Below are 24,605 nucleotides of genomic sequence, written 5' to 3' on the forward strand. Positions count from 1 at the left end.
GTTCTGTCATGCACCCCTCCTCATGCATTCTGCATAACATCGGAACCCGCTTCACTTGAAAGGCGGGCACAAAATTCAGGCTGCATTTCCTCAAGCTTCGCCAATTTGAGTGCTGCTCACCAGTCAAGGTAAGCTAACAAACAGAGGATCTTGCTTGGGGTAAAGGACATGGCTGTTGCTGCCGCTATCATTCTCTTGTTGTTGAGTGGCTGGGTCAATGACCATCCCTGGGGATGGCTACTGATTCTCAGTTTGGGGTTGGGCTATTGGTACTGGCGCCGATCGCCCGCTGCGCCAAACGTGGCTTCCCCTCAATCTCCCTTAGATCCCCAATTAATTGAAAAGCAACTGGCAGAGACTCAGAGCCTTTTGCAGGAACTTCCCCCAGAGGGCCAAGCCTCTCTCCAATCGACCCATCGCCAACTCCAGCAGCGGTTAGATAACCCAAGGGTTGAGGTGTGCGTCCTTGGGCAGTCGGCCTATGCTGTCAATGAGGTGTACCATGCCGTCGCCACACTACTTAATCGCTGTAGCCTTCAGCAGCAAACCCTGGCCACTGTTCCCCAAGCGGACTTAGTGCTTTTGACGGTAAGGGGTGCCCTCACCGCCAGTGAGTTTGAGATGCTGCGGGTGTTGCAAGCAGGACATTATCACGTGCTTGTGGTGTGGGACCCAGAAACGGTGCAGGAGCGCGATCGCGTGGCCCTGTGTCTAAAACAGCAATTGCGAGATCTCCAGATGCCGGAGGAGCAACTCGTTCCCTTTACAGCGCAGGCCCCTGAATCGTTGACCTCAAGACTCCTACAGTACCTCAGCCAGGAGCAAGCCAACCTTGTCCTAGCCGGTACCTATCGCCGTGCCCAACAACTCCATCAACAGGCACAAGCTGCCCTCAATCGCTATCGCCAAGAACGAGCCACCCCCATCATTGAGCGCTACCAATGGCTGGCGGCAGCGGCAACGGCGGTGAATCCCCTCCCCCTTTTGGATCTCGTTATGGCCGGCGGGCTCTTGGTGCGCCTCACCTGGGACTTAGGCCAAATCTACCAGCGCTCCTTCCGGTTGGCGGATGCTGAACCCCTGGCTAAGGAGCTATTGCGGCTCATGGTGCAATTGGGGGCTGTGGAACTGTCGACCCAGTCCCTAGGGCAGTGGCTCAAGGGCAATTCCCTCACCTATCTGGCGGGGAGTTGTTTGCAGGGGGCAACGGCAGCCTACGTGTTGCGCTTGAGTGGTCTGAGCTTGATTCATTACTTTGAGACTGCTCCCCAAGCGCCATCCCTACCCTTGGTGGCTCGCTTGCAGCAAAGTCTTCGGTGGGCACAGCAACAGGTGGGACGCTCTCCCTTGCAAACCCTAGGACACTCTCTTGGTTTGCCGTCGGCGTAGCCAGTGGCGCAGGAGTTGCCCCGCAAAAAGCACAACAAATGCGGGATTGTTCATCAGATAGCGCTGCCAGAGGCGGCGGGGTTCCTGCAGCAGGCGAAAGAGCCACTCTAAACCGATCGCCATCATCCAGCGCGGTGCTTGCGCCACAGTGCCACTGTGAAAGTTGAAGGCCGCTCCCACACCCACCAAGACAACGGGCAAAAAAGGGCTTTGGCGAGCCATCCACTCCTCCTGCTTTGGACAACCAAGGCTGATAAAGACCAAATTAGCCCGGCTATCAAGGATGCGCTGGCGATCGCTGGCCTCCTCCTCAGGGGTCAAGGAACGAAAGGGAGGGGCGTAGGCACCCGCCAACTGGAGATTAGGAAAGCGCTGCCGCAGATTCCGCTGTAGCCGCTCTAACACGAGGGGTTCACTACCGTAGAGGAAAATACGCCAGCCTGCCCTTTGAGCGCGATCGCACAGAGCCAGCATCAAATCAGGACCATAGACCCGCTCTGCTTGCGGAAAACCCAACAGCCGTAGGCCCCACACCAAAGGCATGCCGTCAGAAGTCACCAGTTGGGCACCATTGATCACCCGCTGGAAGGGCGATCGCCACACCCCCGTCATGACCACATGGACATTGGCAGCCACCACATAGCCCCCCTGGCCTTGACCAATCCATTCAGCCACGAGATCACAGGCTTGGCTGTAAGTAGTGACATCAATCCGTGTTCCTAAAATGTGTACTGACGGCACGTTGGAGCTACTCCGCATCTTTCACTTGATTCCAGCGTAGGGGAATGATGGCAGAATTAAAGTGAAGATCCGACAATGCAATGCAAATCTCATGTTGCGTCCTGCCGAATGAATCTAGACGAGTGCTATCGCATTCTGGAGCTGTCGCAGGGAGCGTCCTTAGCCCAAGTTAAATCCGCCTATCGCCGGCTAGCACGACGCTATCATCCCGATGTCAACCCCGGCGATCGCACGGCCCATGAGAAGTTTATTCTCCTCCAACAGGCCTATGAAAAACTAGTGCGGGTGCTGCCCGCCCGCCCTATCCCCGTCAAATCAGAACCGCAAACTCGCCCGCCCCAAACACCGCCACCTCTGTCTGCCTTTGACATTGAACTGAAACACGCCAGCTACCGCCAACTTCAGGAATTCCTCAAATATCGCTGCTATCAACGTGCCATCTCCCTTGTGGAAGGGTTGGCCAGGCGACTGCCCCAAGATGCAGAAGTACGGCAGTGGCAAGCCGTCACCTATCAGTGCTGGGCGCGGCAACTCATTCGCGATCGCCAACCCCAAGCGGCACGGGAATACTTGCACCGAGCCCTAAAAGCAGATCCGGATAACCGTAGCCTTTGGCAAGCAGTCGAAAAGGACTTTCGTACCCTTGATCGCCTCTACGGCAAAGCAATCTAAGTCCAATCCTCCTGTTTATTGCTGCCCACCTTGTAAACGCCGCCGCGAGCGTGGATGGCACGGGTACGCTTAAAGAGTTCTTCCTGCGTCAGTTGCCATTTTTCTAGCAGCTCCGCCATTAATTTCTTATTTGTCTCGGCCCCGGGGAAGCCATCGTAGCGAATCAGCAATCGCCCCAATTCCGCTAAGTTGTAATCACTGATGCCCTCTTGCCGCAGACGCTCGAGGACTAACCGATCTTGAGCTTCGCGAGGATGTTGTAGGTTCTGGGAGTTGATCATTGCAGCCTCCAAGTGACAAGTTCAATGTTTTAACAAATGTTTTAACAGCCAATTCTGCGATAGCGATTCCCTGGCTGCTGCTCTACGCAGCCCATCAGCTCTAGATGGATTAATTCTGCCATGACTACCCCCGTGTCCAAGGACACTCGGTGCACAATGTCATCGAAGGCAACACTATGGCTGCCTTGGCTCAGCTGTTGAATCGCCTCCAAAATCTGTTGCTGCGGGAGCGATAGCGCTGAGGAGGGTGTCGGATCAAGGGGGGGTGTATGCCCTAATAATTGTTCAAGGAGCGCTTCTTCTCCCAAAATAATGTGTGCCCCCTCATTCACTAAACTAAGGGCACCCTTGGCCCGGTGGTTATCCAGGTGCCCCGGCAGCACATAGACATCGCGACCATACTCGGCCGCATAGCGAGCAGTAATCAGAGCACCGGATTTGTAGGGGGCCTCTGCAATAATCACCGCCCGGCACAGGCCGGCAATGATGCGATTGCGGCGGGGAAATTGGGGGCGATCGGCACCCACGCCCCTAGGGTACTCGCTCAAGAATCCCCCGCGTTCATGAATCTGGTAGTAAAGGGAACCATTTTCCGGGGGGTAGATCATATCCACCCCCGTCGCCAAGACCGCCAGTGTGGCACCGCCAGCATCTAAGCAGCCACGATGTGCTGCCCCATCAATGCCTGCAGCCATTCCCGAAACAACAATCAAGCCAGCCCGCGCAAGCGCATACCCCAGCTTCTGCGCCCACCGTTGGGCATATTCTGAAGGATCACGGGTACCGACAATGGCAACGCTTGGTGTGGGTTGACTGAGAATTTCTAAAATACGGTTACCACCATAGTAAAGCAAGGGGGGTGGATCAGGAATGTCCCGCAACAGCGGTGGATAATGGGGGTCACTCAGCACCCAATGGTGGGGATTTAGCTGGCAATGGTGTGCGTAGAGGGTTAGGGGTTGGCACTGCTGCCGATACTGGGCGATCGCCCCTTGGAGTTTAGGACCAATCCCCTCTACTTGTCCAATAGCTGCTATGGGGGCTTCCCAAGCAGTTTTCAAATCCCCAAAGTGCTGCCAGAGTCGTTTGAGTAATATCGGACCCAGGCCAGGTACCTGTGACCAGCTATACCAGTAGGCAGCATCAGGGGGAACCAAGGGAGCTTAGTAGGCTTCCTGCAATTCGTAAAAGTCAGGGGTGATATAGTCTTTGCGCAACGGCCAACCTACCCAATCCTCGGGCATGAGGATGCGCTTCAAGTTTGGGTGCCCTTCATAGACAATGCCAAACATATCGTAGGACTCCCGCTCTTGCCAGTCGGCGGTTTTCCAAATCCAGTACACTGACGGCAGCCGCGGATCATGGCGGGGCAAAAAGACCTTAATGCACACTTCAGGGGGACGATCAGCGTTGTCTGTGAGCTTGACTAGATGGTAGGTGCTTACCAAATCTTGGCCGGGACCCGAGTCATAGGCGGCTTGGCAGCGCAAGTAGTTGAAGCCATCGGCATAGAGGGCTTGGCAGACCGCCAGCAGGCGATCGCGATCGACTTTAATCATTTCTACACCAGAGGCATCCCTACCGAGGGATTCCACACTTAGGTTTTGAGACTGTAGGAGACGGCCCACAGGGCCAGCTTCAACAATGGGGGCTTGGGGGGTGTCACTCATGTTCGCTGCTCCAACTTAAACGGCTATCGACTCACTCAGGACCATTCGAGGGCACGTTTGCGCCATGCATAAACCAGAGCCACGATCAGAATGGCAATGAAAATCAAGGCTTCAATGAAGGCCAGCAATCCCAACTGATGGAAGGCCACTGCCCAGGGATACAAAAAGACCGTCTCCACATCAAAAATAACAAAGACCAGGGCAAACATGTAGTAGCGCACATTAAACTGAATCCAGGCGCCACCAATGGGTTCCATCCCCGATTCGTAGGTGGTCAAGCGGATCAGCCGCCCCGATTTGGGACGCAATAGTGCAGAGGCAGCCAAGGCCAGTACCGGCACCAGACTACAGATAATCAAAAAGCCGAGAAAATATTCGTAACCACTGAGAACAAACACAGTTGCCGTGTCCCTCGATCTTGGAATCGCTACCATTTTGACACACTCCCCTAGCGATCGCTAGGCTAGGGATCAATAGAAAAAACTAAATTGCCCTATAGCGAATCATTAGCAATGTCCCAACCAACTGTCCTCTGTGCTGGCGAAGTTCTCTTTGATTGTTTAGAACTCCCCCCCGCTCCCCCCCAATGTTTTCTGGGGGGTGCCCCGGCTAATGTTGCCTGTGGTTTAGTGAAGTTGGGAGTGAGTGCGGCCTTTTTAGGAGCTGTGGGAGAGGATGCCTTGGGCCAGCGAGCCTGTGCCGAATTGGCCGCCTTGGGCGTCAATATCGAAGCGGTTGAGCGGGTAGCTGGGCTGCCGACGCGGCAAGTGCGGGTTCAATTGGTGGGGGGCGATCGCCGGTTTGTCGGGTTTGCGCCAGCGGGAACCTCTGTCTTTGCGGATATGCAGTTCTGCGGCCAGCAGGTCTCCCCATCCTTACTGACTGGGGCACGATTTTTTGTCACTGGGACGCTCGGACTCGCCAGTGAACCCACCGCCACGACCATTGACCATCTGGTGCAACGACTGCGGCAAAAAGGTGCCTTGGTTCTCATTGATGCCAATTGGCGACCGATCTTTTGGCCTGATCCAAGGGTTGCTCCTGAGCGCATTTGTCCTTTTCTGGCACAGGCGCATTTCCTAAAACTTGCCAAGGAGGAGGCGGAATTATTTTTCTCTGACAGCGATCCCCAAGTTGTTTACCGTGCACTTTGGGGGAGGGCGCCTGACCATGGGGTGGTCATTACTGACGGGGATCAAGCTATTCGCTACTTTTGGCACGAAAATCAAGGGGAATTAGAACCCCCCTCGATGTCAGTTGTGGATACCACTGGTGCCGGTGATGGCTTTGTTGCGGGTTGGATTGCCCAATTATGGCAGGGCACTCCAGAAACCTACCGTGATCCCGAATGGCAAGCGGCCTGTTTAGAATTTGCCACGGTGGTGGGGGCCCTAGTGACGACCAAACGGGGAGCGATCGCGGGTCAACCGACCCTTGCTGAGGTTACGCAATGGCTTCGGGATCATCCCCAGAGAAAAATACGAACACACTCAACGGCCTAGCAGTGGTTGATGGTCTGGCGGCGATCGCTGGCTCATTCCCACGGGCAGGGATGGCTGCCCCCAAGGGACAGGCCCGCCAAAATCCCCGCACTGGCACATTCAGTTTTTCGCAGGTACCACCGCGTCGCCCTTCGGAATAATAAAAGCGACAAAAGCGGCAAGTTGTGGGAGTGACAATTGGGCTATCCATCGCGGGGATCAACTCCGAAGTAAAATCTTTAGACTCTCTACCTTCCATCCTATGAAATTGTCCTCAGGGACTTTTTCAGCGATCACAGGGTCAAAGGGGCCTAGGAAGTGAGTTTTAGCGATCCCCAGTGGTCAAAACTGCTTTTAGATTCTTTTCATACTCCCGCAATACTCCGTAATAATACGGATATCAATCGTAGGAAAAATAAAAAAAAGTTGAGTCCGCAGACTCAACCCATGGAGATCACACTAATTTCTAACCAAGGGAAGAAATTAACGCACAGTAACTGGTGTCGGTTCCTTGGTGGGGATTAAGAATAACTTGATCATCTGCCACAGATTTGACAGATAAAGGGGAAGTTTTTTGAGGAAGCCCCCGTTTTGCTTGGCAATTTCTGTGAGCTTAGCGTTGTTTTCGACACACCGCTCTAACCGCTGATAAAATTCTGGATGATCGACATCGAGAATCACCGGGAAAACACGGCCTGCGGTTTCATTGGTTTTGGCAATGACCTCGCGATCGTACTCGCGGGCATCCAAGCCAATAGCAGCATAGAACTTCGACCGCTGCAAATCGTTGAGATACATTGTGGCAAAGACCGACAGCAGGAAGAAGCGGCACCACAGTTTTGGTGGTAGCCAGCAGACCATGAAGTAGCGTGCCCATTTCTGACCAGAGAGGGAGAGGGGGATTTCCTTAATCTTTTGCCAGAAGGTGCGTGGCCGATCCAGCATTTGCGGTTGGGAACGCATCACGGCATCAAAAAAGTCACCGTGGCGGTTTTCGTCTTGGCACCAGTTTTCAAAGAAGCGGAAGATGGGATAGATGCGATGTTCGGGGTGCTTCTCCAGATGGCGGTAAATCGTAATGTAGCGCCAGTAGCCAATCTTCTCAGAGAGGTAGGTAGCGTAGAAGATGAATTCCGGTTCAAAGTAGGTGTAGCTGCGGTGCTGGGTCAAAAAGCCCAAATCCAAGGACAGGTTAAAGTCAGCCATGGCTTTGTTGAGGAACCCAGCGTGGCGGGCTTCATCGCGAGACATAAGGGCAAAGCACTCCGCCAGTAGGGGGTTGCGATCCTTGAGCTTGCGGCTGAGTTCTTTGTAGAGGAGAAAGCCAGAAAATTCGGCTGTGCAGGAGCGCTCCAAAAATTCAATGAATAACTGGCGAGTTTCGCCATCAATGTGATCCCAAGACTGTTCAAATTCTTCGTCCCGCACAAAATGGTGGCGGTTGTAGTCGCAGCGGAATTCCTCAAGGATGGCCTCAAGTTCTGCTTTGTTTTCAGTAATATCCATGTTGGCCATCGCTTCAAAGTCGGTGGTGTAGAAGCGGGGCGTGAGGATGGTTTCTTTGGCAGGGGCTTTGATACCCGGCCGCAGTTCTTCAAACTGTGGTTTGGCGACGGTATTGACCATAAAAAGCTGCGTCTCGCTTTTGCTAACGGCACTCATAGAGCATGGTAGCGAAAATCACCGATGCGTTACAGGTCGTTACAGAACCGTTACATTCCCCACCAGCGGCTGAGTTGATTGCGCCAGCGATCGCCCCAAGAGGCCGACCATGTGGGTTGGCGATAGTTTTGAATTAACTGTTGCCCCAAGGGAGTGAGGCGGTAGCGATCGGTGAGGCCTTGGCCGTCTACTTCGCGGCGCAGTAAACCGACGCGGATCAACCAGTCCAATTCTGCTTCTGCTACGAGCGCGGGCAAAGGCGATCGCGTGAATCCGGATTTGAGACCCGCCGCTCCAGCAATTTCTAAAAGCGCTACACTCCGCTGCTGCATTGTTTGAAACAAGGGCGGCAAAAAGGGACTACAGCGCAGGGCGCGATCGGCCCGTGCCAAAACCTTCGGAGAATACGCGATCGCCACAGGGTATCTCCTTAACAGAAAACCTCAATAGCCGCTATCAATGAAGGTTGCTCGCTCATGCACTGATGATGTATTGGCAGGGGGTGTCCGAGGTGATTGAGCCGCTGGAGAAGTTGATGGCGAGGAGGCGGCTTCTGCCTCCTGACGACGGCGATCAGGCAAAATCACCCGCTCCATGATGAACTCAATTGTGCCCCTGCGTACCCATCCCCGTGCCACCAAAATATCGCCAAGTCTTGCCCCTGTGGCTCGCTGATCTGCTAAGGCGACTTCAATTTGCGCCGGTGTCACCAATTCTGCCTCGACGAGATAGTTCCCCAAGCGCTTCGTGTAGCTGTCATCATGGGGACGCTGGGCAGCGGCGGGCTTTTTCGGATGTGCCTCAGTCTCTGCTGTCACGCCCGGCAGGCTCTCAAAATCACGCCGATCTCCCGCTAGGGCAACCAAACACTCCTTGATTTTCATGAGAATTTCCGCCGCCCGGCGGGGTTGATTTTGCTGGGCCGCCTGCTCCAAGAGTCGAGCTTCTGCCTCAATCAGCGTTTGTCGTGATGCCACTGCTGCGACTTGTAAAATGCGTGCCTGCTGCTGAAGCACAGCCATATTCCCTTCAAAAAGCGCTTTTTTACACTGTTTGAGAACAAGAGCTCCCTGCTTCAGTAGGACTTTGTGGGTAGGAGTAGTCATAGACAGCAACAGTGGGGATGAAGATTTTTGTAAAAAATCTTAAATTTTGACAAATGTCTTTGGTATTGTTTAGGTAAGGGGGAACAGTGCCGAACCCAACTTAATTATTTATACTATAGCCCTTTGTATTGAACCCATGCTGCTGCAACTACATCAAACAACGACATCAAAGTAAAGGTTCTGTAAAGGTTCTGTAAAGATGAGGTAACACAGCCCTCTTCGACAACACAGGGGATGTCAAGGAGCTTTGAGCCTCTCTGAGGGTGGCTTTCAGAGTGTTGAGCATGTTGCATCCTTGTGAAAAGGACTTTCATTGTCGCGATTGCTGCCGTAGGACGGTGTTGAAGAGTTCTTTCACCTGTTCCCAGGCATCCCGCGCTGCTGCTGCATCGTAGCTCTCCCGTTGATCGCAGAAAAAGCCATGATCCGCAGGATAGATGAAGATGTGGTGGCGAATGCCATGGTGGCGCAGCGCTGTTTCAATTTGTTTCACCTGCTCCATGGGAATACTTTGGTCGCGATCGCCAAAGAAGGCATAGAGCGTACCGCGAATTTTGGGTGTAATTTCAATCGTGGGTAGGCCACCGCCGGGGGTCATGGTTGTAATCCCAGCACCGTAGAATGAGGCCGTGGCTTTAATGTCCGGCAACTGGGCCACCAGATAGGCCACATGCCCCCCAAAGCAAAAGCCAATCGTACCAATGGCATCTCTATCCACCTTTTCGAGGCCACGCAGATAGGCAATGGTGGCTTGGGTGTCACTGAGGAGTTCCTCGGCTTTGGTTTGGTTTTTGTACTGTCGCCCCAAATCAATATCAGCCGCAGTGTAGCCCGTTTCAAAGCCGGGGGCAAAGCGTTGGTAAAGGGCGGGGGCGATCGCCACATAGCCTTCGCGGGCAATGCGTTCGGTCACATCGCGGATATGGGCATTGACGCCAAAAATTTCCTGAAAGACAATCACTGCTGGATAGCGGCCGGCAGCCACTGGCTCTGCTAAGTAGGCATCAATCAGCAGCTCGCCATTGACGACCTTGACCCAACGACTAGTCATCTCCACCATCGTGAACCTCCTAGGTAGAAATGTCGAGGTCAGGAAAGGTGCGCTTGAAGTCGCTCATCAATTCATCCAGTTCCGCGAGGGCGGATTCAATGTCAATCCTGAGGGTGCCATTACCGGGGAGTTCCAAAAGCTTTTTAAGGCTCTCTCGCTTCGCTAAAACAATGGCCAGACGTTCTTGTAGTGTGGATAATTCCATGGTTGACCTCGCTGCAAGGCTCACTTTTACTGTAGCGCTCCTTTGGACGGATTCTGCCCTTGAAGGGGTGTGGGGGGCGCCAGTTCCACATTAATTTCATTTACAGGGCGCGGCCGCAGTTCCAAAGATTGAGAGCGCGGCAGCAGGTCAAAGACTTCCCGCAAGGTGTCATCGAGGGTTTCAAAGGGCACGGTACCGATAAATTCCTGCCGCAATTGCCCTTGACGATCAAAAATCAGGGTTTGCGGCACCCGGCCTTTGTAGTAGTAGCCCGCTTCATTGGGGGAGAACTGCGCCCCAAAGGGCAAGGCATCCACATCAATGGCGATAAAATCCGTGGCGCGACCATAGTAGCCTTGCAACTGGGAAATGGTGGAGGCAAACTGCTTGCAGTCGCGGCTATCGTTGACATAAAACAGCAGCAACGTGGCGCGATCGCTCTGGCGCGATTTCTCGAGGGTCACTTTGGGGGGCACCAAGGAGCCATTGCCAGCATAAAGAGCAAAGATATTCCCATCGTAGCGATCGTCTTGTAACCCCGCCCAACTCGGTGCGGTCCACAGTCCCCACAACAGTAGGACAAGTCCTAACCAACCCCAGACCTGTTTCATTTTCTGCTCCATCAAATCCCGTTCTGTAAAGACACTATACCGTCACGCTATCCCCCTCCGGTGCATTGTAGAACCGATGCCGCGCCTTCTAAGGTAGGAAAGGGGTCTTTACGGCTTTTGCCACTGGCTACAGAGGTGCTCTTTCTGGGGCTTTTTCGGGGTGAGCAAACAAATGAATTTGTACCAACGTTTAGGGACGGTCATCATTTTAAGTACAGCACTACTGGCAAGTTGTGCCCCAGCCTCACAAAAGGGGACTTTGCAGCTCTATGCCAATGGCGAAGAACGCTTGCAAACGGGATGGACAACCAAAGATGGCTGGCAGCTTCAGTTTGACCATGTGTATTTAACCTTAGGAAGGGTGACTGCCTATCAAACTAATCCCCCCTTCGATCCTGAGGGGGGCGATCGCCCCAAAAGTGAAGTCACGGTTGTCTTTAGCGATCCAGTGACGGTGGATTTGGTGGGGGATGAGCGTCCCCTGGGGGGCAGTGCTGTGGCGGCAGTGGGTCACTTCAATGCCCTGCAGTGGCAGACTGTTCCACCCAGCTTACAACTGGTGGGCACAGCACAACGAGGCGGTGTCAGGGTGCCCTTTAACATTAGGTTGGATCAGCCCTTGGCATTTGTTTGTGGCGACTACATTGGCGATCAGCGCAAGGGGATTGTGGCAGCCAATAGCACTGCTGATGTAGAGATCACACTGCACTTTGATCATCTTTTTGGGGATGGGGCTGAACCACCAAGCACAGAGATCAATCGAGATGCGGTGGGTTTTGACCCCTTTGCCGCGATCGCTACCCCTGAGGGAGTCAGGGTTGATTGGGCAGGATTACAGCAAAGACTCAGCCCCCAAGAGGTGGAAACACTGCGCAAAGCCCTCGGGAGTCTGGGGCATGTGGGTGAAGGTCACTGTCGGGAGGTTTCCTTATGAAGACCATTTTAGTGAGCGGTGCCATCCTCGGATTTGTGGTTCCCAAAGCCCTTGCCCATGGGGTGGATTTGCACTACGAACCCCAACAGGTCATTCGCATTACAGCGAGGTACGACAGTGGTCAACCGCTGGCAGATGCTAGGGTGCAAGTCTTTGCCCCCGATCGCCCCCAAACAGCCGTTATCAGTGGTACCACCAATGCCCAAGGGGAATTTCAGTTTGTCCCGGATCGCCCCGGTCAGTGGCAGGTACAGGTACGCCAAGCCGGTCATGGGGGATTGCTGACCATTGCGGTCGCGCCGCAGGGGCAAACAACAACGGCAGCAGCGATCGCGGTTGCTCCAAAGGTGCCAGCAACCGTTTCCCTGAGTCAATACACCCCTGCGCAAATCACCGTCATGGTCTTGGCGGTGCTGTGGGGTGCCATTGGCACTGCTTGCTTTGCGTGGTCACGACGGCGAGTACAGGTGGAGTAATGCACATCCCCGATGGTTTAGTTCCGCCTCTGTGGTGCGGATTGGGCTACGCCGTTAGTGGAGGCCTTCTCTGGGGGGCTTGCCGCCGTTTGCAGCGGGCGACGGTGGACACGCTGGCGATCGTCCCCCGCTTGGCCCTGTTGACAGCCGCTTTTTTCACGGCTTCCGCTGTCTATATTCCAGTGCCCCCCGCCAGTGTCCATCCCCTATTCCTTGGCAGCTTGGGGGTGCTTTTGGGGGAAGGGGCAATGATTGCTGTGGTGGTGGGGTTATTTCTACAGGCAGTCATGTTTGGCCATGGTGGCCTGACCACCCTTGGCCTCAATGCTCTGATCATGGGGATACCAGCACTGCTGGCGGCGGCTGTTTTTCGGGGGGTGTGGCATCGCTGTCCACCCAGGGGGCGATCGCTCCTGGGGTTTCTTTTGGGCAGCGGGGCAGTGTTGTTGGCGGTTTTCCTCTTTAGCGCAGTGGTTGTCCTTAGCTTGCCAGCAACCTTGGATCAACAGCGGGAATGGTTAGCCATTACTGCAATCGTGATTGCCCATCTGCCCCTTGCTATCTTGGAGGGAGTGGTTACGGCTTCACTGCTGGTCTTTTTGGCCAAAGTCAAGCCCGAATTCCTGTCCCAAGGCCTGTCCTTTTCCCGTGAAAATTCTCCTTACCCTACTGCCAACCCTCGCTGAACTGTACGGATTAGTCTTTCTATGCATGGGGATTGGTTATGGCAGTAGCCGCTTTTTGCCACCAAAGACAGGGGCTTGGCTGGCGCAAGGGCTATTCTGGGTGGGGACGCCCCTAACGGCATTGAGTTTTATTCTCACAACCAAAATTGCGGGTCACAGCACATTCGCTCCCCTGTTGGCGTGGCTAGGGATGGGAATCGGCGGCGGTTTGGCGTGGCTGTGGTTGCAGCAATATCCTGCTCACACTCGGCAGGAGCAGGGCAGTTTTCTCTTGGCGACCATGGTGGGCAACACGGGTTTTATTGGCTTTCCGATGACTTGGCGACTGTTGGGGCCGCATCACTTTAGCTGGGCGTTGTTTTTTGATCTGATGGGAACACTCCTCATTTCCTATAGTGCTGGCATTGGCGTGGCGGCCAGTTTTGGCGATCGCGCAATTTCCATCCCAAAACTGCTGTGGCACATTGGCCGTAATCCAACCCTCTGGTGTGTCGGCGTCGGACTGCTGCTACGACAACATCGCCTACCGGCGATCGCCCAGCAGGGACTGTTGACCTTGGCATGGTTCATGGTGATTGCTGGACTCATCTATATGGGCATCTGCCTTGGGGAAGCCCCCCTCAAGCTCCAATGGCAGCGAATTATTCCCTGTCTGAGCATCAAGATGCTGTTGGTGCCGCTGCTGCTGGGGATAGGGTTAACCTTGATGGGGGTTACGGGTCCGCCCCGCCTAGGAATAGTACTCCAAGCAGGGATGCCCCCTGCCTTTATGACGCTGGTCTTAGCCGATGTTTATCACTTAGATCGCGCCTTTGCCGCTAGCTTAATTTTGACCAGTCTCTTTGTCTTAATTCTTTTATTGCCCCTGTGGCTCGTGCTCTTTGCCGGCTAGGGGCATTTTGCTTAATCGTCTGGGGTCAAGCGCAACAGCAGGTAGCCTGCACCTAAACCCACCAGAACCAGCGTAAACGTAATTACCGCAGTATTGAAAATCTCTTCTGCCATAGAGCGGCCTCAGCTAACAAGAACTGATTCTAACATTTCCCGTGAAATTCCCCCTCCGGGTACTTTAGCGAATTGGGTGCCTTTGTTTACCATGGCTGCAAAACAGGTTCGCGCAGCAATTCATAGGTACCGCGATTGACGGTCAAAAACATCCCCCGGGGTGTTTTGGTCAATAGATACGTGTACTCGCCATTAACTGCTTCAAAATAGTCCCCTTGAGGACTCCAATCCCGCAGGGGCAGACGAATCGATAGGCGCGCATCCTGCTTGTGTCGTGCCATATAGTAGGCGGGGCGATCGCCCCCACAGATATTCACCCAATAGCTGCGGGTCTGCGTGGCTACAAACGTCCTCTCGTAGGAGCGACAGGCAAGGGGACGTGCCAGGGCAGTCAAAGGGGTCAGGCTCAACAGGGTCACAGCCACAATTGTCTGCCCAAGGTATTTCATGAGTAGGCTTCCCCATGGGTTTCTCACTCCAGTCTAGCCAAGGAGGCGAGAAAGCGTTTCTGCCCTCGGTAAGATAGGAATGATGACTAGTGTTTACCCAAAAGGATTCAATGACGCTCGCGATCGCCCCCTTTCCCATCACTGCCATCGTTGGTCAAGAGGCTATTAAGCTAGCATTGCTGTTGGCCGCCGTTGATCCCGGTTTGGGAGGAGTGATCATTGCGGGGCGGCGCGGTACTGCCAAATCCGTGCTGGCGCGGGGAATTCATGCCCTATTGCCCCCCATTGAAGTCATTGATCAGGGGGAAATTCCCGTACCGATCATTGCCAACCCCGACCCGGAACGCCCTCAAGAGTGGGATAGCCGCTTGCAGGCTTGGCGGCAAAGCCATCCCCATGTGGAGTTGAAAACCAAAGTTATTCCAGCCCCCTTTGTGCAAATTCCCCTAGGGGTAACGGAGGATCGCCTCTTGGGGGCCGTGGATGTGAGTCAATCGGTGCAGCGGGGGGAAGCGGTCTTTCAGCCCGGCCTACTGGCAGCGGCCCATCGGGGAGTGCTCTATGTGGATGAAATTAATCTACTGGATGAGCAATTGGCCAACGTGCTGATGGCGGTCCTCAGTGCTGGGCGCAACCAAATCGAACGGGAGGGGATTAGTCTAGATCATCCCTGTCGTCCCCTTTTAATTGCCACGTTTAACCCCGAAGAAGGGGAGGTGCCGCCCCATCTGCTGGATCGGTTTGCGATCGCTCTGTCAGCGGATCAGGTGCTGGGCTTGGATGAGCGGGTTGCAGCGGTGGATCATGCCACCCAATTTGCTGATTCCCCCCAAGCCTTTTTGCAGCAATACGAGACTGAGCTAGAAGATCTGCGCACCCAAATTATTCTGGCGCGGGAATGGCTCAAGGAGGTGAAAATTCAACGACAGCAAATTGCCTATCTCGTCACCGAAGCCCTCCGAGGCGGTGTGCAGGGTCATCGGGCAGAACTCTTTGCGGTGCGGGTGGCCAAAGCCCACGCTGCCCTTAATGGTCGCAGTGAAGTGAATGCCGAGGACCTACGCCGCGCTGTGGAATTGGTAATTGTGCCGCGAGCCACTCAAGTGGAACCGCCGCCGGAGCAGCCACCGCCACCCCCCCCAGAAAATCAGCAGTCTGACCCCGAAGCAGAACCCGAGGAGTCAGAGACGCCACCGGAAGAGCAGCAGGAGACTCCAGCCATTCCTGAAGAATTTGTCTTTGAAGCCGATGGCACGGTCTTGGATGAGTCAGTGCTCTACTTTGCCCAATTGACCCAACGTCAAGGGAAATCGGGGAGTCGCAGCCTCATTTACTCCCAAGATCGCGGTCGCTATATCCGCCCCATTTTGCCCCGTGGTCGAGGGGGTCGAATTGCCGTGGATGCCACCCTGCGCAGCGCGGCTCCCTACCAAAAATCCCGTCGCCTACGTCAACCCCAACGCCGTGTCATTGTTGAAAACAGTGATCTGCGGATCAAACGCCTAGTGCGCAAAGCAGGTGCCTTGATTATCTTTGTTGTGGATGCCTCTGGGTCGATGGCGCTGAACCGCATGAACTCCGCCAAAGGAGCCGTCCTCCGCCTTTTGACCCAAGCCTATCAAAATCGTGATATGGTGGCTCTCATTCCCTTTCGCGGTGAACAGGCAGAGGTGCTCCTACCCCCCACTCGCTCCATTGAAGCAGCGCGGCGCCGCCTGGAAACGCTGCCCTGTGGGGGTGGCTCTCCCCTTGCCCATGGCCTAACCCAAGCGGTACGGGTGGGCTTGAATGCCCGGCAAAGCGGTGAAATTGGTCAAGTGATGATTGTGGCTATCACCGATGGTCGGGGGAATGTCCCCTTGAGTCGTTCCCTTGGGGAAACCATACCGCCGCAGACCAAGCCGGATGTCAAAGCCGAGGTACTGGAAATTGCCGCCAAGATTCAAGCCCTGGGTCTAAAGCTCTTGGTAATTGATACTGAGAATAAGTTTGTCTCCACAGGGATGGGCAAGGAATTGGCACGGCAAGCGGGGGGTAAGTATTACCATCTACCTAAGGCCACCGATCAGGCGATCGCCCAAGTAACCCAGAACGCCCTGCAATTTTAGCTACGCATCAAAAACTCTCCCCCCAGTTAGAGAGGAGAGAAAATAGGAAAATAGGAAAGTATGAGGGCAGGTAGCCTACATCATGCCGCCCATGCCCCCCATACCGCCATTAGCGGGGGCTGCGGGTTTAGGTTCCGGTTTTTCGACCACCAGGGCTTCTGTGGTCAGTACCATGCCAGCGATCGAACCTGCATTTTGCAGGGCAGAGCGTACCACTTTGGCCGGGTCAATAATACCTGCACTGACCAGATCTTCATAGGTGCCGGTTGCGGCATTAAAGCCATAGTTAAAGTCACCAGCACGGACATTTTCGACGACAACGGCTCCTTCGGCACCAGCATTGTCAGCAATTTGAGCCACTGGCGCCGCCAAGGCACTGGCGACGATGCGCGCACCCGTTTGTTCCTCAGGACTAAGGCGAGGCAGCAGTGCGTCAATGCGACTGGCCAAGTGGAGCAACGTCACGCCACCGCCAGGGACAATCCCTTCAGCCACTGCTGCTTTTGTGGCATTGAGGGCATCTTCCAAGCGGAGTTTGCGATCCTTCAATTCTGTTTCGGTGGCGGCACCTACTTTGATCACAGCCACACCGCCCACGAGCTTGGCAATCCGCTCCTGTAGCTTTTCTTTGTCGTATTCGGAGTCGGTCTCAGCTAACTGCTTCTTGAGCTGTTCGACCCGCTTTTGAATATCGGCTTTATTGCCCTTCTCCGACACAAGGGTTGTCGTGTCTTTGGTGACGGTGACAGAAGAGGCTTCCCCCAGCATTGTGAGTTCCACATCCTCTAGGGTCAGACCAACTTCTTCAGAAATGACTTGACCACCCGTGAGAATGGCAATGTCTTCGAGCATGGCTTTACGGCGTTCGCCAAAGGCTGGAGCCTTAACAGCGACCACATTGAGGACGCCCCGCAGTTTATTGACCACCAGTGTGGCCAGGGCTTCTCCTTCCACGTCTTCGGCAATAATCACGAGGGGACGACCACTGCGAGCCACCCTTTCTAGGGTGGGAATTAGGTCTTGGATGCTCGTAATTTTTTTGTCCGTCAGGAGCAGATAAGCATTGTTGAGTTGGACAATCATCCGCTCTGGATCGGTGACAAAGTAGGGGGAGATGTAGCCGCGATCAAACTGCATCCCCTCAACAATTTCCATTTCTGTATTCAGGGATTTCGATTCTTCAATGGTGATCACGCCATCTTTGCCCACCTTGGCCATGGCTTCACTAATCATTGCCCCCACTTCGGGGTCGTTGCCGGCAGAAACGGTTGCCACTTGGGCAATCATTTCCCCCTCAACAGGTTTGGCTACTTCGGCAATGCCATCCACAATTGTTTTGATGGCTTTTTCCATGCCCCGCTTAAGAGCAATGGGGTTGGCACCGGCAGCCACGTTTTTGAGACCTTCCCGGATCAGGGCTTGGGCAAGGACGGTTGCGGTGGTTGTGCCATCCCCAACCACATCATTGGTTTTGGCGGCTACTTCCCGCATGAGTTGAGCACCAGTATTTTCGTAGGCATCTTCCAGTTCGATTTCTTTGGCGATCGTCACGCCATCGTTGACAATTTGCGGTGCACCATACTTTTTCTCGAGCACCACATTGCGCCCTTTGGGGCCAAGGGTAATTTTCACGGCATCGGCAAGGGCATTAATTCCGCGTTCGAGCGATCGCCGGGACTCTTCATGAAATGCAACTAACTTTGCCATCGGTGGCTATCCTTTAATAACTTGGAGATCAGAATTGAGGAACTGCAAACTTCGCAGACTGCAAGCCAATGTTCACGATACTCTGCAGCAGTGTCTCAGGGCAATACGAAAAGATGTGGGGGATTCCGCACTTGCTCGCCTATACCGGCCACACATCAACAAGCTTCTTGGCCATGGCTGACCGTCGGCGGGTGAATCGCGATCGCCAGCTCAATGGACTGCCGCCCCTTGTTGCCGATCAGGTACTTGCAGAGGCAGCACAACAGCCGAAGATATGCTCAAATGCCAATACTTTAGCCATACCAATTTTGAGGGACAATCGCCAATGGATGGCTTTATCGCCCTAGGGGGTCGCGGTGGCGGCGGTGAAAATATCATGCAGCAGAAGGGCACCCCCGGATTGGTGCTCCACTATCAGCTAATTGAGCGCTGCCACAAAGGTTGGATGGATAGTGAAGGGCACCGCCAAAATATCCTTCGGCCTGAATTTACCCGTTTTGGTTTTGGCATTGCTTTGAATTCCGTAGGGGACAAGGTCTATGCTGTACAAATGTTTGCGCTGCCACCCCAGTAAGGGGAGCAAAACTTAGTCAACAGATCGAAGAATGTCAATGTCATCAAAGCTAGTCACATGCGCCATGTTCACTGAAGAAATGTACGTTGTCCTTGAATCCACTACCAGCGATGAGACCTTTCTCACCCCCATGGAGCTACAGGCCAAGCTGATTGAGTACTTGACAGAAACAGAGGTTTCCCTCGCACCAGATCTCCTGGCCTTGCCTGATGTGGAAAGTCGTGCCCAGTACCTCATGACAACGGCTTGTGAACTGCCATTGGCCAATGGTGGCTACCTCCAGTGGTACGCCGTGCGTTTAGAAAAATAATTGTTACACAGGGTTACGAAACTCCTGCTCGGAAAATTCCGTTCTAATATAGATAAGGCTCTTAGCTCAATAATCAGACGATTATTGATTCTTTCTTGGTGTCCAACTCCTCAGGAATATCAGGGTAGCAAGACTGTGGCCGATCGCCGTCGTCAACCAAAGAAAAAACAACAAATGACCTATAGTTGGCCGTTGGCAGGCACCTATCAGGCCCTCAGCTCTGCATCGGTGGATTTGATCTGGCGCAAAGTGGTGAATTTGGCTGATGTGTCGTGGCATCCCTTGATTTTGCGCACGAATGTGCCCTACGGACTTGTACCTAAGCCGGGGTTTATTTTCCAAGCAATGACCCGTTGGATTCCTTGGCCGATTCAGATTTTTGTCGAACGGGTATCACCAGGGAAACTGTTGAGTATTCGCATTTTGGTTTTGCCGGGAGTAGAGGAACGGGTGACCTATCGTTTAGAATCGACGGTCTGTGGCAGTCAGATTTCCTGCTCAGTGATGCTGCGGGGCTGGCTGGCTCCCCTGATTTGGTCCCTGATTCGCGACTATGCGGCAGTGTTGGCCGCCCGTTTGGCGATCGCCGCTGAGAAGGAGCCCCCCTCTGCCAAGCCCCCCATTGATCCCTGTTTAGATTTTTAGACTGACAAGAGAGAAGACTATGCTCAGCGATAGCGATCGCGTTCGTGTTCTCAGTGAAGCCCTTCCCTATCTCCAAGCCTTTGCTGGGCGCACCTTTGTCGTCAAATACGGCGGCGCCGCCATGAAGGAAGAGCAGCTCAAAGATTCCGTGATTCGCGATATTGTCTTTCTCTCCTATGTGGGGATTCGCCCTGTGGTGGTTCATGGGGGTGGCCCAGAGATCAATACTTGGCTCGCCAAGCTCAACATTGAACCGCAATTCAAAAATGGGCTGCGCGTCACCGATGCCGCGACGATGGATGTGGTGGAGATGGTCTTGGTGGGCCGCGTCAACAAAGAAATTGTGACCCTGATCAATCAGGCGGGCGGGCAAGCGGTGGGGCTGTGTGGGAAAGATGGCAACCTGATTCGTGCCCGTGCCAAAGGGGAAGATAGCATTGGCTTTGTGGGTGAAGTGCAGGGGGTGGATACCCGTGTGATTACAGCACTGGTGGAGAAAGGGTATATTCCTGTCATTTCCAGTGTGGCTGCCGATGATACTGGGCAAGCCTACAACATCAATGCCGATACGGTTGCTGGCGAGATTGCAGCGGCCTTGGGGGCTGAGAAGCTGATTTTACTGACGGACACCGCCGGCATTTTACGGGATTATCGCGACCCCAGTACCCTTATTTATCGCCTTGACATTGCTGAAGCGCGGCAACTGATTAAAGAGGGGGTTGTCTCGGGGGGGATGATTCCCAAAGTCACCTGTTGCGTGCGATCGCTCGCTCAAGGCGTGAAAGCAGCACACATTATTGATGGCCGAGTGCCCCACGCCCTGTTGCTGGAGATTTTTACCGATTCAGGGATTGGCTCGATGCTAGTGGGGTCCAATGCAGCCTATGATAGCGCCTTTAGTGGTTGAAACTTTTTGCATGAAAAAGGGCGTCCTCAGGTATAACAAGGATGTTTTAGTGTAAGCGTCTATTTTATGAAACTATTCTCTTTGATTTTAATGAGTAGCGGCTTAGCCACTAGCCTGACACTGCTAGCACGCGCCATTCCCCAACCCTACCCCCAAGTGGCTGTGAATAGTTTTATGGATACCTGCATTGAGCGTGGCCGGCGATCGGCGCCCATTTTAGCTCGCTCGGTGATGAGTAACATTTGTCAGTGCTCCATCAACTATATTCAGGAGCGGTTGAGCTACGCCGATTTTCAAGCCCTTGATCCCAATGGTGGCCAACCCCAGTCCCGTCGCCAGCGGCAGGCGCAGCGTGTCTTAGATGAGAGTGTAAACTATTGTGTGCGGCGGCAATTTGGCGGCTAGGAACTTTTTGACAGGAAGTAACGTTCTTCAAATTAGCTTGAGCTGGCGATCGCCCACAGCCAAGGCCAGTCTTTGTGCTAGATTGGGCGTAGGCTAAAGGGTTGAAAATTTAGGACGAATCATATGGGAATCACACACCGCACGCTCGTTGTCAGTACGACAGTGGTCATGACGGCATTGGTTGCGGTCACGGGTGCGGGTCTTCACTGGTCCCGTAGCCTAGCGGGTTTTCGCCAAAGTCCGAAGGAACTGGTGGATGAAGTGTGGCAGGTCATTGACCGTGAATACGTTGATGCCACCTTCAATGGCAATGATTGGCGTGCGGTGCGGCGGGAATTTCTCTCCCGCAACTATACCAAACCCGAAGAGGCCTACAAAGCGGCGCGGGAAATGCTAGAAAAGCTCAATGATCCCTATACCCGTTTTATGGATCCCGAGCAATTTCGATCCATGCAAATTGAAACCTCTGGTGAACTCACGGGGGTAGGTATCACAATTACCCAGGACGAAAAGACAAAAGAGATCACGGTGGTTTCTCCCATTGAAGGGAGTCCAGCCGCTGAGATGGGCTTAATGGCTAAGGATGTGATCCTAAAAATTGACGGCAAATCCACTAAGGGCATGGATCTCAACCAAGCAGTTGGCATGATCCGTGGACCTGTGAATACAAAAGTGCGCCTGACGATCCGGCGGGGCGATCAAATCTTGAACTATGAGATTACCCGTGCCCGTATTGAAATTCATCCTGTGCGCTACAGCCTGCGCCAAACTCCCCAAGGACGGGTGGGCTATATTCGCCTGGTTACCTTTAGCTCTAATGCAGCAGCGGAAATGCGCACAGCTATCCGTGAGTTAGAAAAGCAAGGTGTTGAAGGCTATGTTCTAGATTTACGCTCCAATCCGGGCGGCCTCCTCTTTGCCAGTGCTGAAATTGCCCGCATGTTTCTAAAGCAGGGGGATATTGTCTCTACGGTCAATCGCCAAGGGGAAGCAGAACGCTTACGCGCTGGTCGCGGCTTCCTCACCAATAAGCCCCTGGTGGTACTCATTGATGGCGGGTCTGCCAGTGCCAGCGAAATCCTCGCGGGTGCCCTACAGGACAATGGCCGTGCTGTATTGGTGGGAACGCGCACCTTTGGTAAGGGCTTGGTGCAGTCGGTCCAGCCGGTGGGAGAAGGGGCAGGGATTGCGGTGACGATCGCCAAATACTTTACCCCCAGTGGCCGTGATATTAACAAGAAGGGCATTGAACCCGATGTTGAAGTCACGCTCACGGAGCAGCAGCGGCAGCAACTCACGCGCGATGACATTGCCACTGATCGCGATCCCCAATTTATGCGGGCGCTAGCGGTTCTCAATGAACGCATCCTAGCGGAGCGGCGCAATACTCAATCGGCACTCCCTGCTCAGCCCGCCCATCCTTAGAGTTCGGTGATGACTGTGGCCGACCGTCGCCGACAAGCCCAGCGGGTATTGTTCTTGGCGCTAGGGGTAAATGTCGCCCTGACCGTCATCAAGGCTGTTGTTGGGGTTCTCAGTCAGTCCTTGAGTTTACAAGCCGATGCTCTACACAGTCTGACCGATGCCGGTAGCAGTATCTTGGGCTTAGTGGCTATGCAGTGGGCGAATCCCCACCCTGATCGCGATCATCCCTACGGTCACCAAAAGTTTGAAGCCCTCGGTGCAGTGGGGATTGCTGCCTTTTTGGGCATGGTCTGCTTTGAGATTTTACAAAGTGCCGTTGAACGCCTTTTACATCAAACCCATACTGTAACAATTACAGGGGCAGAACTCTGGATTGTGATCTTGGTTCTCGGCATCAATATTGGCCTCACCCTCTATGAGCACCATATGGGGCATCGGCTGAAAAATTCTGTTTTAATTGCCGACGCCAAGCATACCCTGAGCGATGTGTGGACAACCGCCATTGTGCTTTTAGGCCTGATTGGCGTCTGGACCTTCAACTGGGATTGGTTGGATGTGGTGCTGGCATTCCCGGTGGCCACTCTTGTGTTTTGGAGTGCGTGGGAAGTTCTCAAAGGTAACATTCCTTGGCTGGTGGATGCGGTGGCGATCGCTCCCGAAGCCATCCATGAGCTAGTGATGACCGTACCCGGTGTAGTTAATTGCCACGACATTAGCTCACGGGGGATGGTGGGGCGGCAAGTATTTATTGAGATGCACTTAATCGTGGAGGCGGAAGATATTCCCACGGCCCATGACATTACTGAGCAAATTGAAGCCCTGCTGCAGGAGCGCTACGGACCTGCTCGCATCGTCATCCACGTTGAACCCCCGGACTACCAATCGAGCCAGATCAGCGTTTCCTAAGAACTTTTTAGTTAGAATCTGTTTGAAGCCAGGATCACTAAAGGAAGCTATTGCAGGTGTACGATTGCATTGTTGTTGGTTCAGGGCCTGCAGGGGGTGCGGCTGCCTATCACTTGGCAAAGCGGGGGCGACGGGTTTTGGTGCTGGAAAAGGAGGCGCTGCCGCGCTATAAGCCCTGTGGGGGTGGTGTGTCGCCCCAAGTGCAATCCTGGTTTGACTTTGACTTTAGTCCGGCCATCTCTTTGAAAGTGACGCAAATGGTCTGTACATGGCAGGGGGAAGAGGCTCAACTTCTGGAGTTTCCACCAGAGCAGCCAATGTGGATGGTGCGCCGCGATGTTTTTGACTACTTCTTAATTCAACAGGCCCAGCGACAGGGAGCAGAGTTGCGCCCTCAAACCCCCGTAACGGGTCTGACATGGGGGGGCGATCGCTGGCAGGTACACACCCCCTCAGGGGATTTTACAGCCCAGTACCTGATTGGCTGTGACGGTGCCAAAGGCTCGATGGCCAAGTGGCTCGGATTTAGGGGTCGTCAGCAGCGGGTGGGAGCAGCGATTGAGATTGAAGCAGCGATGCCTGATCATTCCCTCACGGCAGCCCACTTTGACTTTGGTCGCCTCCACAATGGCTATATTTGGAACTTTCCTAAACGCGATGGCTACTCTATTGGGGTAGGCACAGTGGCCTTGGGGCGTAAGCAAAACCTGCGGGCGATCGGGGCAGAGTATGCTGAAACCTTTGGAGTTGATTTCAATCAAGTCAAGGTCTATGGCCACCCTCTCTACTGTTGGCAGCAGCACCAACGCCTGCATACCCAGAATGCCCTCCTGGCTGGCGAAGCTGCCTGTGTCGTTGATCCATTTACTGCCGAGGGCATTCGCCCCTCTCTGTTGACTGGGATGTTGGCTGCCCACGCCATCGATCGCGCCCTCAGTGGAGATCCAGAAGCCCTTGCCAATTACTCACAGCAAGTACAGCAGGAATGGGGCGCCGATATGATCTGGGCAAAGCGGCTCTCCACCCTTTTTTATCGGATGCCCCGCACTGCCTATGAACTCGCCGTCAAGCGTTTAAGTGCTCGACAGCGGATGGGGCAAATTTTCTGTGGCCAATTACGCTACCGCGATGTGGCAGCCAATGGCCTGAAATTGTTGGCATCGGGCTTCAGGCTGCCTGGGGTTCGACGCTAATGTTGG

At 54.0% G+C, this 24,605-nt stretch carries 32 protein-coding genes; 17 read left to right on the top strand and 15 right to left on the bottom strand.

Translation table 11 applies throughout. The annotated features are described in order from the left end of the window. Positions 1-168 precede the first annotated feature (168 nt). A complete protein-coding gene (locus IGQ16_RS09250; RefSeq protein WP_297061176.1) occupies positions 169-1,389 on the top strand; it encodes a YcjF family protein in 1,221 nt (406 codons plus the stop codon). Here the strand turns inward: IGQ16_RS09250 and IGQ16_RS09255 are convergent. Then, positions 1,357-2,130 (bottom strand): WecB/TagA/CpsF family glycosyltransferase, encoded by a 774-nt coding sequence (locus tag IGQ16_RS09255; protein ID WP_255325300.1) that lies wholly within the window; start codon positions 2,128-2,130, stop codon positions 1,357-1,359. The two genes, IGQ16_RS09250 and IGQ16_RS09255, sit on opposite strands and share 33 nt — an antisense overlap. A gap of 108 nt (positions 2,131-2,238) precedes the next feature. Between IGQ16_RS09255 and IGQ16_RS09260 the strand changes: the two genes are divergently transcribed. Further along, positions 2,239-2,802, top strand: coding sequence for a J domain-containing protein (locus tag IGQ16_RS09260; protein WP_297040731.1), 564 nt, complete (start codon positions 2,239-2,241; stop codon positions 2,800-2,802). Here the strand turns inward: IGQ16_RS09260 and IGQ16_RS09265 are convergent. From IGQ16_RS09265 to ndhC, 4 genes are read right to left on the bottom strand one after another with little or no spacing between them, the layout of a single operon-like run. Next, positions 2,799-3,083 (bottom strand): DUF3288 family protein, encoded by a 285-nt coding sequence (locus IGQ16_RS09265; RefSeq protein WP_297061178.1) that lies wholly within the window; start codon positions 3,081-3,083, stop codon positions 2,799-2,801. The genes IGQ16_RS09260 and IGQ16_RS09265 overlap by 4 nt on opposite strands. Before the next feature lie 41 nt (positions 3,084-3,124). After that, positions 3,125-4,240, bottom strand: coding sequence for a DNA-processing protein DprA (gene dprA / locus IGQ16_RS09270; protein ID WP_297061181.1), 1,116 nt, complete (start codon positions 4,238-4,240; stop codon positions 3,125-3,127). Positions 4,241-4,246: 6 nt separating this feature from the next. After that, entirely contained in the window at positions 4,247-4,753 is a 507-nt protein-coding gene (locus IGQ16_RS09275; RefSeq protein WP_024124286.1) for an NAD(P)H-quinone oxidoreductase subunit J, read from the bottom strand. A 35-nt stretch (positions 4,754-4,788) separates the two neighbouring features. Continuing rightward, the gene (gene ndhC, locus IGQ16_RS09280; RefSeq protein WP_041429010.1) at positions 4,789-5,151 is read right to left on the bottom strand and encodes a photosynthetic/respiratory NAD(P)H-quinone oxidoreductase subunit C; all 363 of its coding nucleotides are present in this window, start codon (positions 5,149-5,151) and stop codon (positions 4,789-4,791) included. Positions 5,152-5,265: 114 nt separating this feature from the next. On the opposite strand from ndhC, the gene IGQ16_RS09285 reads away from it, so the two are divergent. Beyond that, complete coding sequence (locus IGQ16_RS09285; RefSeq protein WP_024124284.1) at positions 5,266-6,255, top strand: carbohydrate kinase; 990 nt, start codon at positions 5,266-5,268, stop codon at positions 6,253-6,255. Here the strand turns inward: IGQ16_RS09285 and IGQ16_RS09290 are convergent. The 7 genes from IGQ16_RS09290 to IGQ16_RS09320 form a co-directional block, all read right to left on the bottom strand. Beyond that, positions 6,197-6,445: a hypothetical protein gene (locus IGQ16_RS09290; protein ID WP_297061186.1), complete on the bottom strand. Its 249-nt coding sequence runs from the start codon at positions 6,443-6,445 to the stop codon at positions 6,197-6,199. The two genes, IGQ16_RS09285 and IGQ16_RS09290, sit on opposite strands and share 59 nt — an antisense overlap. Before the next feature lie 272 nt (positions 6,446-6,717). Beyond that, positions 6,718-7,860, bottom strand: a complete 1,143-nt coding sequence (gene acsF / locus IGQ16_RS09295) for a magnesium-protoporphyrin IX monomethyl ester (oxidative) cyclase (protein WP_041429009.1) — start codon at positions 7,858-7,860, stop codon at positions 6,718-6,720. A gap of 86 nt (positions 7,861-7,946) precedes the next feature. After that, positions 7,947-8,315 carry an Npun_F0494 family protein gene (locus IGQ16_RS09300; RefSeq protein WP_024124281.1) on the bottom strand — a complete coding sequence of 123 codons (369 nt, stop codon included), beginning with the start codon at positions 8,313-8,315 and terminating at the stop codon, positions 7,947-7,949. A gap of 24 nt (positions 8,316-8,339) precedes the next feature. Then, positions 8,340-8,918 carry a hypothetical protein gene (locus IGQ16_RS09305; protein WP_041429005.1) on the bottom strand — a complete coding sequence of 193 codons (579 nt, stop codon included), beginning with the start codon at positions 8,916-8,918 and terminating at the stop codon, positions 8,340-8,342. Positions 8,919-9,312: 394 nt separating this feature from the next. Then, positions 9,313-10,059, bottom strand: a complete 747-nt coding sequence (locus IGQ16_RS09310; RefSeq protein WP_225871794.1) for a dienelactone hydrolase family protein — start codon at positions 10,057-10,059, stop codon at positions 9,313-9,315. A gap of 13 nt (positions 10,060-10,072) precedes the next feature. Beyond that, complete coding sequence (locus tag IGQ16_RS09315) at positions 10,073-10,258, bottom strand: hypothetical protein (RefSeq protein ID WP_024124278.1); 186 nt, start codon at positions 10,256-10,258, stop codon at positions 10,073-10,075. 26 nt (positions 10,259-10,284) lie between these two features. Further along, positions 10,285-10,869 (bottom strand): thylakoid membrane photosystem I accumulation factor, encoded by a 585-nt coding sequence (locus IGQ16_RS09320; protein WP_297041003.1) that lies wholly within the window; start codon positions 10,867-10,869, stop codon positions 10,285-10,287. 172 nt (positions 10,870-11,041) lie between these two features. On the opposite strand from IGQ16_RS09320, the gene IGQ16_RS09325 reads away from it, so the two are divergent. From IGQ16_RS09325 to IGQ16_RS09340, 4 genes are read left to right on the top strand one after another with little or no spacing between them, the layout of a single operon-like run. Continuing rightward, on the top strand, positions 11,042-11,803 hold the full coding sequence (locus IGQ16_RS09325; RefSeq protein WP_024124276.1) for a hypothetical protein: 762 nt from the start codon (positions 11,042-11,044) through the stop codon (positions 11,801-11,803). Then, positions 11,800-12,279 (top strand): carboxypeptidase regulatory-like domain-containing protein, encoded by a 480-nt coding sequence (locus IGQ16_RS09330; RefSeq protein ID WP_024124275.1) that lies wholly within the window; start codon positions 11,800-11,802, stop codon positions 12,277-12,279. Before IGQ16_RS09325 ends, IGQ16_RS09330 begins: the two co-directional genes overlap by 4 nt. Beyond that, on the top strand, positions 12,279-12,965 hold the full coding sequence (gene cbiM, locus IGQ16_RS09335; RefSeq protein WP_024124274.1) for a cobalt transporter CbiM: 687 nt from the start codon (positions 12,279-12,281) through the stop codon (positions 12,963-12,965). Before IGQ16_RS09330 ends, cbiM begins: the two co-directional genes overlap by 1 nt. Then, a complete protein-coding gene (locus IGQ16_RS09340) occupies positions 12,928-13,857 on the top strand; it encodes an AEC family transporter (protein ID WP_297061189.1) in 930 nt (309 codons plus the stop codon). Before cbiM ends, IGQ16_RS09340 begins: the two co-directional genes overlap by 38 nt. A gap of 11 nt (positions 13,858-13,868) precedes the next feature. Here IGQ16_RS09340 and petM read toward each other — a convergent pair whose 3' ends face one another. Both petM and IGQ16_RS09350 read right to left on the bottom strand, forming a co-directional pair. Continuing rightward, positions 13,869-13,970 (bottom strand): cytochrome b6-f complex subunit PetM, encoded by a 102-nt coding sequence (gene petM, locus IGQ16_RS09345; RefSeq protein ID WP_011057256.1) that lies wholly within the window; start codon positions 13,968-13,970, stop codon positions 13,869-13,871. Between the two features lie 86 nt (positions 13,971-14,056). Further along, positions 14,057-14,419 carry a hypothetical protein gene (locus IGQ16_RS09350; protein ID WP_297061191.1) on the bottom strand — a complete coding sequence of 121 codons (363 nt, stop codon included), beginning with the start codon at positions 14,417-14,419 and terminating at the stop codon, positions 14,057-14,059. 110 nt (positions 14,420-14,529) lie between these two features. Here IGQ16_RS09350 and bchD point away from each other — a divergent pair, with 110 nt between their 5' ends. Then, entirely contained in the window at positions 14,530-16,527 is a 1,998-nt protein-coding gene (bchD, locus tag IGQ16_RS09355; protein ID WP_297061271.1) for a magnesium chelatase ATPase subunit D, read from the top strand. A gap of 75 nt (positions 16,528-16,602) precedes the next feature. On the opposite strand, the gene groL is transcribed toward bchD, so the two are convergent. After that, positions 16,603-18,234: a chaperonin GroEL gene (groL, locus tag IGQ16_RS09360; RefSeq protein WP_297061193.1), complete on the bottom strand. Its 1,632-nt coding sequence runs from the start codon at positions 18,232-18,234 to the stop codon at positions 16,603-16,605. A gap of 173 nt (positions 18,235-18,407) precedes the next feature. Here groL and IGQ16_RS09365 point away from each other — a divergent pair, with 173 nt between their 5' ends. The 9 genes from IGQ16_RS09365 (at position 18,408) to IGQ16_RS09405 (ending at position 24,599) form a co-directional block, all read left to right on the top strand. After that, positions 18,408-18,581, top strand: a complete 174-nt coding sequence (locus IGQ16_RS09365; RefSeq protein WP_162147156.1) for a CAP domain-containing protein — start codon at positions 18,408-18,410, stop codon at positions 18,579-18,581. Beyond that, complete coding sequence (locus IGQ16_RS09370; RefSeq protein ID WP_051372761.1) at positions 18,560-18,808, top strand: CAP domain-containing protein; 249 nt, start codon at positions 18,560-18,562, stop codon at positions 18,806-18,808. The genes IGQ16_RS09365 and IGQ16_RS09370 overlap by 22 nt, the downstream gene beginning before the upstream one ends. Positions 18,809-18,872: 64 nt before the next feature. Next, the gene (locus IGQ16_RS09375; RefSeq protein ID WP_024124270.1) at positions 18,873-19,118 is read left to right on the top strand and encodes a chlororespiratory reduction protein 7; all 246 of its coding nucleotides are present in this window, start codon (positions 18,873-18,875) and stop codon (positions 19,116-19,118) included. 174 nt (positions 19,119-19,292) lie between these two features. Further along, positions 19,293-19,763, top strand: coding sequence for a hypothetical protein (locus IGQ16_RS09380; RefSeq protein WP_051372760.1), 471 nt, complete (start codon positions 19,293-19,295; stop codon positions 19,761-19,763). 19 nt (positions 19,764-19,782) lie between these two features. Beyond that, a complete protein-coding gene (argB, locus tag IGQ16_RS09385) occupies positions 19,783-20,670 on the top strand; it encodes an acetylglutamate kinase (RefSeq protein ID WP_024124268.1) in 888 nt (295 codons plus the stop codon). A gap of 66 nt (positions 20,671-20,736) precedes the next feature. Next, positions 20,737-21,075: a hypothetical protein gene (locus IGQ16_RS09390; RefSeq protein WP_297061196.1), complete on the top strand. Its 339-nt coding sequence runs from the start codon at positions 20,737-20,739 to the stop codon at positions 21,073-21,075. Positions 21,076-21,198: 123 nt separating this feature from the next. Continuing rightward, the gene (ctpC, locus tag IGQ16_RS09395; RefSeq protein ID WP_024124266.1) at positions 21,199-22,500 is read left to right on the top strand and encodes a carboxyl-terminal processing protease CtpC; all 1,302 of its coding nucleotides are present in this window, start codon (positions 21,199-21,201) and stop codon (positions 22,498-22,500) included. 9 nt (positions 22,501-22,509) lie between these two features. Next, on the top strand, positions 22,510-23,406 hold the full coding sequence (locus IGQ16_RS09400) for a cation diffusion facilitator family transporter (RefSeq protein WP_297061199.1): 897 nt from the start codon (positions 22,510-22,512) through the stop codon (positions 23,404-23,406). A gap of 56 nt (positions 23,407-23,462) precedes the next feature. Next, positions 23,463-24,599 (top strand): geranylgeranyl reductase family protein, encoded by a 1,137-nt coding sequence (locus tag IGQ16_RS09405; RefSeq protein ID WP_024124264.1) that lies wholly within the window; start codon positions 23,463-23,465, stop codon positions 24,597-24,599. Positions 24,600-24,605 lie beyond the last annotated feature (6 nt).

The sequence above is a fragment of the Thermosynechococcus sp. M3746_W2019_013 genome, assembly GCF_015296045.1.
Classification (GTDB): Bacteria; Cyanobacteriota; Cyanobacteriia; order Thermosynechococcales; family Thermosynechococcaceae; genus Thermosynechococcus.

Excerpts from the sequence above, each read along its gene's own strand:
- ctpC (WP_024124266.1), top strand. The coding sequence starts at position 21,199 with ATGGGAATCACACACCGCACGCTCGTTGTCAGTACGACAGTGGTCATG.
- IGQ16_RS09375 (WP_024124270.1), top strand. The coding sequence starts at position 18,873 with ATGTTCACTGAAGAAATGTACGTTGTCCTTGAATCCACTACCAGCGAT.
- bchD (WP_297061271.1), top strand. The coding sequence starts at position 14,530 with ATGACGCTCGCGATCGCCCCCTTTCCCATCACTGCCATCGTTGGTCAA.
- IGQ16_RS09315 (WP_024124278.1), bottom strand. The coding sequence starts at position 10,258 with ATGGAATTATCCACACTACAAGAACGTCTGGCCATTGTTTTAGCGAAG.
- IGQ16_RS09260 (WP_297040731.1), top strand. The coding sequence starts at position 2,239 with ATGAATCTAGACGAGTGCTATCGCATTCTGGAGCTGTCGCAGGGAGCG.
- IGQ16_RS09400 (WP_297061199.1), top strand. The coding sequence starts at position 22,510 with ATGACTGTGGCCGACCGTCGCCGACAAGCCCAGCGGGTATTGTTCTTG.
- IGQ16_RS09275 (WP_024124286.1), bottom strand. The coding sequence starts at position 4,753 with ATGAGTGACACCCCCCAAGCCCCCATTGTTGAAGCTGGCCCTGTGGGC.
- IGQ16_RS09285 (WP_024124284.1), top strand. The coding sequence starts at position 5,266 with ATGTCCCAACCAACTGTCCTCTGTGCTGGCGAAGTTCTCTTTGATTGT.
- IGQ16_RS09250 (WP_297061176.1), top strand. The coding sequence starts at position 169 with ATGGCTGTTGCTGCCGCTATCATTCTCTTGTTGTTGAGTGGCTGGGTC.
- IGQ16_RS09265 (WP_297061178.1), bottom strand. The coding sequence starts at position 3,083 with ATGATCAACTCCCAGAACCTACAACATCCTCGCGAAGCTCAAGATCGG.
- IGQ16_RS09370 (WP_051372761.1), top strand. The coding sequence starts at position 18,560 with ATGGATGGCTTTATCGCCCTAGGGGGTCGCGGTGGCGGCGGTGAAAAT.
- cbiM (WP_024124274.1), top strand. The coding sequence starts at position 12,279 with ATGCACATCCCCGATGGTTTAGTTCCGCCTCTGTGGTGCGGATTGGGC.
- IGQ16_RS09290 (WP_297061186.1), bottom strand. The coding sequence starts at position 6,445 with ATGGATAGCCCAATTGTCACTCCCACAACTTGCCGCTTTTGTCGCTTT.
- IGQ16_RS09390 (WP_297061196.1), top strand. The coding sequence starts at position 20,737 with ATGAAACTATTCTCTTTGATTTTAATGAGTAGCGGCTTAGCCACTAGC.
- groL (WP_297061193.1), bottom strand. The coding sequence starts at position 18,234 with ATGGCAAAGTTAGTTGCATTTCATGAAGAGTCCCGGCGATCGCTCGAA.
- IGQ16_RS09350 (WP_297061191.1), bottom strand. The coding sequence starts at position 14,419 with ATGAAATACCTTGGGCAGACAATTGTGGCTGTGACCCTGTTGAGCCTG.
- argB (WP_024124268.1), top strand. The coding sequence starts at position 19,783 with ATGCTCAGCGATAGCGATCGCGTTCGTGTTCTCAGTGAAGCCCTTCCC.
- IGQ16_RS09365 (WP_162147156.1), top strand. The coding sequence starts at position 18,408 with ATGGCTGACCGTCGGCGGGTGAATCGCGATCGCCAGCTCAATGGACTG.
- IGQ16_RS09320 (WP_297041003.1), bottom strand. The coding sequence starts at position 10,869 with ATGAAACAGGTCTGGGGTTGGTTAGGACTTGTCCTACTGTTGTGGGGA.
- IGQ16_RS09305 (WP_041429005.1), bottom strand. The coding sequence starts at position 8,918 with ATGGCTGTGCTTCAGCAGCAGGCACGCATTTTACAAGTCGCAGCAGTG.
- IGQ16_RS09325 (WP_024124276.1), top strand. The coding sequence starts at position 11,042 with ATGAATTTGTACCAACGTTTAGGGACGGTCATCATTTTAAGTACAGCA.
- IGQ16_RS09330 (WP_024124275.1), top strand. The coding sequence starts at position 11,800 with ATGAAGACCATTTTAGTGAGCGGTGCCATCCTCGGATTTGTGGTTCCC.
- acsF (WP_041429009.1), bottom strand. The coding sequence starts at position 7,860 with ATGGTCAATACCGTCGCCAAACCACAGTTTGAAGAACTGCGGCCGGGT.
- IGQ16_RS09380 (WP_051372760.1), top strand. The coding sequence starts at position 19,293 with ATGACCTATAGTTGGCCGTTGGCAGGCACCTATCAGGCCCTCAGCTCT.
- petM (WP_011057256.1), bottom strand. The coding sequence starts at position 13,970 with ATGGCAGAAGAGATTTTCAATACTGCGGTAATTACGTTTACGCTGGTT.